At 51.5% G+C, this 9,708-nt stretch carries 5 protein-coding genes and 1 pseudogene; all 6 read right to left on the reverse strand.

What is annotated here, in order from left to right; all coding sequences use genetic code 11:
- The coding region (locus tag AC1DWN_RS19890) for a carbohydrate ABC transporter permease (RefSeq protein WP_477560643.1) at positions 1–502 on the reverse strand (502 nt) is incomplete at its 3' end.
- Positions 503–506: 4 nt separating this feature from the next.
- Positions 507–2,935, reverse strand: a pseudogene (locus AC1DWN_RS19895) (DUF5696 domain-containing protein).
- A 142-nt stretch (positions 2,936–3,077) separates the two neighbouring features.
- Positions 3,078–5,132 (reverse strand): YIP1 family protein, encoded by a 2,055-nt coding sequence (locus tag AC1DWN_RS19900; RefSeq protein ID WP_477560647.1) that lies wholly within the window; start codon positions 5,130–5,132, stop codon positions 3,078–3,080.
- A 28-nt stretch (positions 5,133–5,160) separates the two neighbouring features.
- On the reverse strand, positions 5,161–6,036 hold the full coding sequence (locus AC1DWN_RS19905; RefSeq protein ID WP_477560644.1) for a carbohydrate ABC transporter permease: 876 nt from the start codon (positions 6,034–6,036) through the stop codon (positions 5,161–5,163).
- Positions 6,037–6,038: 2 nt separating this feature from the next.
- Complete coding sequence (locus tag AC1DWN_RS19910) at positions 6,039–6,947, reverse strand: carbohydrate ABC transporter permease (protein ID WP_477560645.1); 909 nt, start codon at positions 6,945–6,947, stop codon at positions 6,039–6,041.
- Positions 6,948–7,008: 61 nt separating this feature from the next.
- Positions 7,009–9,708: extracellular solute-binding protein (locus AC1DWN_RS19915; RefSeq protein WP_477560646.1), on the reverse strand; the 2,700-nt coding region annotated here is incomplete at its 5' end.

Here is a 9,708-nt window from a genome sequence, read left to right on the forward strand (position 1 = left end):
ACTGCAGCAGCAGCGGCCCGATATCGATACTGCGCAAGCCGCTGGCGTAATTGCTGTCCATCTCCGTGCTCACGGAGCCGATCAGGGAAGCCAAATAATTGCCGCTGTCCAGCGTCGCGATGGCCCCGGAGGCAAGCACGACTGGCAGGAATATAACGGCTCTCGCAAACGCTCTGCCCCTGAATTTCTGTGTCAGCATATTGGCCGTAAACAGACTAAAAAAAATAATGAGCGGCACATTCAGCACCATGTCCAGTACGGAATTCGTCAACACCCTGACAAACCAGGGATCGACCAAAAATACATATCTGAAATTTTCCCATCCGATATATTGAATCTCATACCCTGCCGGTTCGATCGTCAGCTTGCTGAAGCTGAAACGAATCGACTGATAGAGCGGGATGGCCAGCAGAAACATAAATCCACATAACCACGGAGCTAGAAATAATACGCCAAACCAGGCTTTTTTCTGCTCTAGGCCTATCGTCCGCTTTTTTGCCATGCTCTCACCCCTCTACAACATAATGCTCGGGTTCAATCGTTAAGCCGTTGACGGATGCTTGTCGCTCGCCATAGTTGACCGTAACCGCGACCCCATTTTCATAAATCGTCCGATATACGCCTTCCGCCAGCTTTTCATGTGAAACGATCATTTGCCCTCTCACCCGCTTCAACACGGCGTTGACTTCATCATAAGCTTGCACCGCTTCATCGAACCATTGCTCGTAATAATTCGCGTAAAGATCGTTATATTGCGTTTTATTTAATACCGACGGATGCTCCAAAATCCAGCTGTAATAAACGTTAGACCCAGTTTCCAGCGATTTGAGCACCTGTGTCCGCAAGTTCTGATCATACGCCATATTATAAGGATTGCCCGCATATTCGAAATACCCGTGAAATACCATTTGATAAAACGGTATCGATTCGTCCGCAAGCTGGAACCAGTTGCTTTCAAGTGGGACATTCAGCACGTGCGAGGCGTATGGAAGCACATACGCGTTGCCGCCGTTAAACATCATATTCGGAGACTTTCCGGCGATTCGCCCTACCTGTTTGGCTACAATCCGCTCGGCATCCTGCCTCGTCAGTTCCTCCCGCTGCCTGAAATCGGAATGAAGCTGATCGCCGAGATCGCGAAGTGATATGGAACCCGGGTTAAACTCTTCGTATGCCGCTAAAAACTTGTCCACTGCGGCATTCAGCCGATTTACCGACAACAGGTAATACGAATAAGCGTTGCTTTGCCTCTCGTAGGTTGCCGGATTAAACGGGAACTTTTTTGCGTACTTGCGTGAAATTTGCTGAATGGCATCCGACGAAGGATGGAATTCACCGCCATATGCCTCAAGGAATGCGGCATCCGGATACAACGCGCCGCCGCTGCGAAGTAGTCTTTTGCCTAGATCGGTCCACTCCCGTTTCGATCCAAGCACCGTGTCGATCTTTACTTTCGTCGGAAATTGATGGCGTATTCCTCCATTAAACCAACCTTTATAATTCAAATGAACATTGCGGATTCCAACGTCGTCCAACCGGTCGAGCAGCAGGTTCGTTTTAGCAATGCTGCTGAGCGGCACCATCGCTTCGTAGGGAAAACCGGCGATATTTTTCTGCTTCGGTATAGCTCCGGCCAATTCAACATACAACGGCGTGTCGCTGCCTGCCCCTTCCAGCTTCTTCAGGCCGTATTTGTTCACCAAATAATTGCGGTAATAAACCGCCATCGCGGAGTAATTCGCCTCTTTGCCATCCAGCAACGCATAGCGGATTTGCAGTTTGCCATGATATTTCATCTTCGGCGTCTTGATCATTTCATCTTGGCTGTTCAACTGCACCTTGTCGCTGGGCAAAATCGTAAATTGGCTGCTTACGAGATTAAAGCTGTGTTTCCTGCCGCTCACGTCGGCGAAATTTTGGCTAGCGCATCGCCTTCCTCGATGATGGCGAAAAAGGCGCGATCGTTTTGCTTCATTCCGAATACGGGCAATCTCGCCGGCTCATAGTCATTGATTTTTTCCTCTTTGGCGATGGCGCCGTTTTCACCGTACAATTGCACCATGAGCGGCTGAGCCAGTTTCCTTCCGTTATTCAAATGGACAAGCGCTCCCGAGCCGTCGGGCACGAACATGTATCCTTTGTCCTTCGTTCCTGCCGCTCCGAAATTTTCAAGCAACGAAATGCTCTGAATTTTGTATGGCTCGCTTTCTTCTAGCCCCCCCGTATCAAGCCAAGCGATCAGTTGGCCTCCGTCGAGCTTATATTGCAGCGCCGCCGCAAGCTTGGCGCGGCCCCCGGCTTCGGCGCTCTCCACCCTGTTCTCCTCGTGGTCGAACTTCAGATCCTCATCGGTATACCCCGCTTTTTCCAATATCCCCACGAGTTTTTTCACAAGCGATCGGGGTATTTCCCGCCGCTCGTACACTTCTTCCTCTTCAATAAATTTGTAGCGGACTATAAGCTGCTCCCTGTCGCTGTCGTCAAGCCGATTCAGCAGCTTCTCCTCGAATCGTTGCCTGCTTATTTTTTGCGGGAACGATTCAATCCCTTTCTCCGGATTGCCGAAGCGGTAAGTTACGGTGACACTATCATCGGCTTGGGTGATGTCAAACTGCTTATATTGCACGCTATCGTTATAGCTGTCGTATTCCTTCGCTATACCTTCGCCGGTCAAATACACGAGCGACAGCTGCGAGGACAATCTGCCTTTCAGATGCGGCGTAGCGAGCGGATCCTCGTTTCGCCCGGGCGGATTCGAATACCATAATTGTCCGTTGGCTTTCGTCAGCACGACGATTTCCGCGTTTTCCTGGTTGATGTACAGCCGGAGCAAATCGTTCTCCAGCACGGCTTTCATCCCGGGCAACTGCGGATGGGCCTCGGTGGAAACCTTCGTGACCACCGTTTTCGTCCCACCGGAAGCAGCGATTTCCATGGTGCGCGCTGCCGCCTCATCGGAAACCGGAGATTCCGAATCGGTACCTGCAAATGACCACCATATGCCAAAAGCAGCTAAAACAACAACCAATAGGAGGGCTGCCGTCGCGATGTAAAGTTTATTGTAAGATGCCACCGAATCACCCCTCCCCGATCCTGAATACAATCTCTCGATAGATGGTTGTACCGAACACAAGCATTTGCTGCAGCAAAGCGAAAAACAGCATCGCCAAAAAGATGAAAATTCCAATGACGACCATCGTCAGCAGCATCGTGACAATCGTCTTCGATACGCTGTATTGGTGAACCGTTTGCATACCGGCGAACAATAACCAGGCAACCCAGCCAATGACGACTGATTCAAGCAAATAATAAAATGAAGCTTCCTTCGCGGTTAACATATTGGACATTAAGATGAGCGGAATTTGCACCAGCACGAGCGGAATAAGTGCGTATCCGGTAGCGATCAAAATCTCTTTGAATTTGCCTTCTCCGTCCATGAGGGTCGTAAGCGACCAATTGGCGATACACCATAGGAAAAACGGCAAAACGATAAATTTGATTTCATCCAGACTGTTCACTTCATCCGTTAACCTCATGTTGAATATAAAGCCGGAATATTGCCGCTTCATAATATACAGCACAGTGAGCGTCGCCAGGATCAGCAGTGAGAACCAGATCTTACCTTTCTTCTCGTACTTCAGCTCCCAGAAGCCGTTAAAAGGATGGAATATCGTGTACCAGGCCATCCGCCATGTTCCCTGCTCCGCAAGCCGTCTTGCGTTCACCAGCTTCATGGCCACGACCAGCACGAGAACCGCTGCCGCAAGCGCTGCGGCGACCATATTGAAATGCTCCCACAGGAAATCTTTGCGGTATCGCTCGAATGCCCGCGAATAATACCCTTTGTGCATGCCAAGCTCAAAATCGGCCATCGCTGCAAGGTTGTTGCCTTTTCGCAGTTCCGCTTTGCCGACGCCCAAATAAGCGATTTCCAAATTCGTATTTAACTTTTGCGCTTTCGTCCACGCTTTGCTTGCTTTATCCCTCTCTCCAAGGTCGCTGTAAATGACCGCATCACGAATCGTCTCGCCGTAACGCGTAGGCTTGAAGATGGAAAGCTGGTTCAATCCTTTATCCAACACAACGATTTGCTCGCCCTTCATGCCGATGGCAACMGGGGTTTTGAAATTGCCATATTGCTCGCCGATATGACCGAACAGAAACAACAATTTCCCGTCCCGGTCGTAGGTGAAAATCCGCCCTTTCCGGCTGTCGAGAATGCTGTACATCCCGTTGCGATCCACCGCTACGTCCGTCAGCGCCGAACTTCCGCTACGGGTGCCCGACAAACTCCACTGGACATCGCCTTTCGGTGAAAAATATCCTTCGCGCCGCAGCACATCGAAGCCGGACGGATTCAGCCGCTTCACCGGCTCATTCGACATCGCCTCGCTTGTTGTCGCATAGATGAAGCTATCCTTGTCCAAATCGAGGTTGTTGAATTCAACTGGTATGTTGAGCTGCATCTGTTCCCGCTGCCTCTCCGTCATGATCCGCTTCCAGAACAAATCGACGGCATTAAATTGCACCTTGTTCGTTCCGATAAACCTTGTAAACTTCCCGCTTTCATCTAACTCCAATATGCCGTCGAACGTCCCTTTGCTGACGACATACTGCCGCCCGGCCGTATCGACGGCGAGCTTGATTGGCGTATAGACGAAATTGGTGCGGAATAAATCCGACTGAGGCGCTCCGATCACCCTCACAAGCCGGCCGTCCGGTGCCAGCTCGACAATCCGCTGATTGGCAGTATCGGCAACGAACAGATGGTCCCGGCGATCGACAAAAATGCCTTGGGGTTCGCGGAACGCCTCTTCCTTCTCACCGTCCCAGAACGAATCGATGATGCGCACCACATTCAATTCCGGGTCCAGACAGACGATGCGATGATTTCCGGTATCGGCCACATAAACATATTCATCCTCCGTAATGAATACATCTTCCGGCGACTTCAGCGGTCCCGCATTCCACTGTTCGCCATCTACCTGCCGAACCGGCGCATACGGGACCGGGGCAGGCTGGGTGAGACCGAAGTTGGAATAGTTGTATCCTTCGTATGGTGCGCCCCATGCCGTTTCTGCAGGCCCGACCCCAAGAAACAGGAGCAGGAAGAGCAGCATCAGCTTGAGCATTCGGTTCACGATAAGCTCCCCTTTCCGATCAATCTTTCATGCCTGAGGTGGCCATGGTTTGGATGATTTTGCTTTGAGACACGATAAATATAATAATCGGAACGGAAATCATGATCAGGGTCGACGCCATCGAAGGACCCGTCCGCACAATACCGCCCGCCAAAATTTGTCCGAGCGCATAATCAATCGTTTTCAACTGCTCGCTGTAAATATACATCGACCCTGCAGCACCGCCCGCTCCCCATAAGCTCTGGAACGAAAATATGATCAGGGTAAGCCACGCCGGCTTGACGCTAGGCATGACAATGCTCCAAAAAATACGAAACTCGCTGCAGCCGTCGATTTGTGCCGCCTCCAGCAAAGCATCGGGCACCCCTTCCATAAATTGCTTCATCAAGTAAAGTCCAAGGGAAGAACCAATCGCCGGAATAATGATCGCCCACAATGTATCGATTAATCCGAGCCACGACATGGTCATGTAGTTTGTCACCTGAGTCACCGTGGCGGAAAACATCAGCGATAGCATCACAATCGTAAACAAAGCGTTTCGCCCCGGAAACTTCCGCTTGGCCAGCGGATAAGCCGCCAGCGAAGCGATAATGACATGTCCCGCAGTGCCGATGACAGCAATAAACAATGTATTGAACAGGTACCTTGTCATCGGAACCCATGTGCCGCTGAGCAAGTGATACAATTCGACGAAATTGCTGAGCGTCGGATTGCGTACGAAAAACTTCGGCGGAAACATCAAAATTTCGTTAATCGGCTTAAAGGCGTTATTGATGACGAATACGAGCGGAAGCACCATAAAATACCCGATTGCGGCCAAAACGAAAACCAGCGCCAAATCGCCGTACCAGGACCGGCTCACCTTCTTTTTCCTTATGCGAAGCGCAATCCTCATCGTTACTCACCGACCTTCTTCAGAAGCTTGCGAACGAGAAGATTTGAGCCCAGCATAATCCCGAATAATACGGTTGCGATCGTTGAAGCGTAACCCATCTCATACCGAATCGAACCGTAATCCATCAGGTGGGTGACAATCGTATGTCCCGCATATTGCACACTAGGGAATCCGGCCAGCGCAACCGCCACTTCCGCCACGCCGAACGAAGCCGTAATTTGCATAACGGCGCCGAACAGCAGCATTGGCCTCATCGACGGCAGCGTGATGAACCATAGCTCTTGCCAACGGTTGCGGATGCCGTCTATCGCCCCGGCCTCGAACAGTGTTTTGTCCATCCCTTGAAATCCGGCGATGAAAGCGAGAAAGCTGGTACCGAGACTAAGCCACAATTGTACGAGGATAATGATCGGCATGACGTATTTCGGTGTTTGCAGCCACAAGATCGGCTCCATGATGATCCGCARCTTTAGCAAAAACGAGTTGATATACCCGTAGGAATCGCTGCTGAACAGCAGTGTCCACACGATAAACGCGCTGCCCGACAACGACGGCGCATAGAAGACTAAGGTGACAAAAGCACGTATTTTTGGTGAAAATTCATTAATGATCCATGCGATGACTAAACAAGCGATATAACTTGCCGGTCCGGTAATGACGGTAAACAACAGCGTATTTTTGAGCGCAACCAAAAAGACGTCGTCGCGGACGAACAGTCGCGCATAATTTTGCAAGCCTACCCAGTCGGGAAACTCCAGCATATTGAAGTTCGTGAAGCCAACCGTAATCGATAAAAACACAGGCAACACGGTAAAGGTGAAAAAAATTAGGAAATACGGCAGAAGCATTACGTACAGCGTCTTCTGCCGCTTCGCCTCCTTCATCTTGCCGCCCAGCCGCAGGCGCATCATCCCGCCCGGTTTGGCCTCCGCTATTTTTCTGCTCAGTTGAATGATCCGAAAGCCCTCCCTTCTACTCTGTCGGCATATGGAATTCCTGACGCTTGATCGCAAGCTCTTCGTTAATGATGCGAACGTAGTTTTCCAGCGTTTCCCCCGGTTCGCTGCCGCCTTCCACAACTTCGTAGAATGCATTCGTCAAATGCCGCTGCAGCGAATAGCTGCCTGGCACCGCCGGAACCCCGACTACCCACTGCAACTGCTCGACCAGCCGCTTATAGTCTTTGGCTGCCCACGGCAGTTGCTTCAGCGCTTCTGTATTGGCCACCGGATAACGCGCCGATTCACCGAGAATAGCTTCCATTTCCCGGCCGAACATAACTTGCGCTTCCGTATCGGTCCACCATTTCATAAACTCCCATGAGGCCGTCTTGTTTTTGGCGCTTTTAAACATGACGGTCCCACCCGAGACGGACAACACCTCGCGATGGATCTTTCCATCCGGCCCTACCGTTCCCGGAACTGGAACGAAGTCCCACTGGCCGCGAATTTCCGGTCCGAATATCGTCAGAAAGTTGAACGTCGTATAATCGGCAATGCCGATCGGCATTTCACCCGTGCGAAACCGGTTGATGAAGTCGAATTGAATCGGCAGCTTGTAGTTTGTATACAGCTCCGTCCACTTCCGGAACGATTCCACGCCAACAGGCGAATCTAGATCGGTCGCCACGCCGTCACCGCGGTAATACTGGCCACCCTTCTGGTACAGCATCATTTCCAGCACAGGGGTTGGTGCCATGCCAATGTCCATATTGTGCTTCTGCAATTTGGGAATCATATGATAAAATTCTTCCCATGTGTTCGGAACGCGAAGTCCTAACGACTCGAATATGTCTTTGCGGTAAAACAGCATCGGGAACGTTTGCGTTTCCGGCAGCGCATAGATGCCGTCCTTGAACGCAAAACTGGGGAAGGCGCTGTCCATGAACCGCCCCTTCACTTCTGTAAAATCCTCAAACCGCTTCAAATCCTGTAGCGCATTGCGCATCGCAAAATTGATGACATCCACCGCAGATATCGCCACATCGGGATTTTTCCCTGCCAGCGTCGCCGGCAGCATCACGGCAGGATTGATCAACTGCAGGTTGACTTCGATACCGGTTTGCGGTGTAAACATCGAATCGATCATCGCCCGCAGCAGCTGCGCCTGATCTCGTCCCGCCGCGATCCAAACCGTAATCGGGTCTTTGCCGCCGCTGTCGCCGATGCCATTGTAATCTTCAGAGAACGAAGACACGAACGACAGCAGCTCATGCTTCAGCTTGCCGAATACCCCTTTATCGGCTTGTGGCGTCTCTACATTCGGTGACTTGACAAACAGATAGTCGATTTCAAGCGGCTGCTCATTAACGGTAAGAAGCCATGTTCCAAGCGAGCTGATGTTGTCTTTGAACGCCTTCAATCTACGCGACAGCGTCTCCGGCTCACGGCTCAGATCTTCCAATTGATAAGCGGTCGTCCGCAATATCCTTGAGCTGCCGCTGCGGCTGTCGGCCATCCGGTCCATCCGGTCCGCCGCTTCGTTCAACCGCTTGCCCTGCTCACGGAACTTGTCCCCGATTTCGGGAATTTGTTTGCTCAGCTGGTAATCACGGAATTCGTCGGGCATAGCGCCCGTTAAGATAATGACCTTCAAGTAAAGCGCGTTCAGTTCCCGAATGCTCGAACGCACCATCCTGATCGTCTCGGACAACTCGCCCATAGACACTTCCATCTTCAGCCGATGCTTGCCTTTCGTGAAATGGAACGTATAAGGCTGATCCGCATCGCCAAGCTCCCCCGTTTGCCAGGCTCCGTTATACGGAAAAGGAAGCTCGTTCGCCTCAAGGAAAGGAACTTTGCCATCGATATAGAGCCTCCGGACGACATGGGTTCCCTCGGCCTTGTTTTGTTTAAAACGAAGACCGATCTCATATAAGCCGTCCTCGGGAATGTCCACTTCCCAATCCAGCCATTGACCGGGCATTTTCCAATTTGTTCCGCCGATCGTATTCATTCTGATTTTCGAAACATGATACGGCTCTGTCGCCGGGCTGGACCGGTCGTTCAACGGATACAGAGACGGATTCGATTTTTGGATCGCATCTTCGCCCTGCACTTTGACGAACCGATCGCGGGTTTCTGGATAACCTTGCGCGCCGTATACTTGCTTTAAATCGGCATATGAAGGAAACTGCTCTTCGGGAATGAGCTGCAGCGAGTCAATCTCCATCGGCTCGCGAAGGGAAACAAGCGTAATGCGATGCTTGCCCTGGGAGAAATAAAACGATAATGCTTCACTATAATAGCCTTCCGCATCCCGCAATACCGCCTCCTGCCAATCCGGTCGCTCTACCTGTCGCGGCCTCAAGTCGTTGCCCCGGCCGTCGCGTTCCACTTCTGACAGTACATTGCCCCATATCCGTGAAAATACGAGCCGTATCGCTTCTTCGAACGGGGCCGCTCCGTCAATATGCAGCTCCCTTTCAATCGGGGACGTATTGCCTTCGATAGGAAAGTAGCGAATACCGATCTGGTAAAGCCCTTCTTCCGGCACGTCCACATCCCAATGGATTGAACCGCTGTCTTCCGTACGTACGACAGGGCTGCCCGCGCCTTCGTAAGCATCCGATACGACCGCCTGCATCCCTTCCGCGCCGGCGAACGATTCCGCTTCGATGACATGCTTCACCGCCGGACGGGGCGCATCCGAATATCGGGCAATATACTGTTC

The sequence above is a fragment of the Paenibacillus sp. P4_A7 genome, from assembly GCF_056402455.1.

Bases quoted from the DNA above. Each gene is read 5' to 3' on its own strand.
- AC1DWN_RS19905 (WP_477560644.1), bottom strand. From the start codon at position 6,036: ATGAGGATTGCGCTTCGCATAAGGAAAAAGAAGGTGAGCCGGTCCTGG.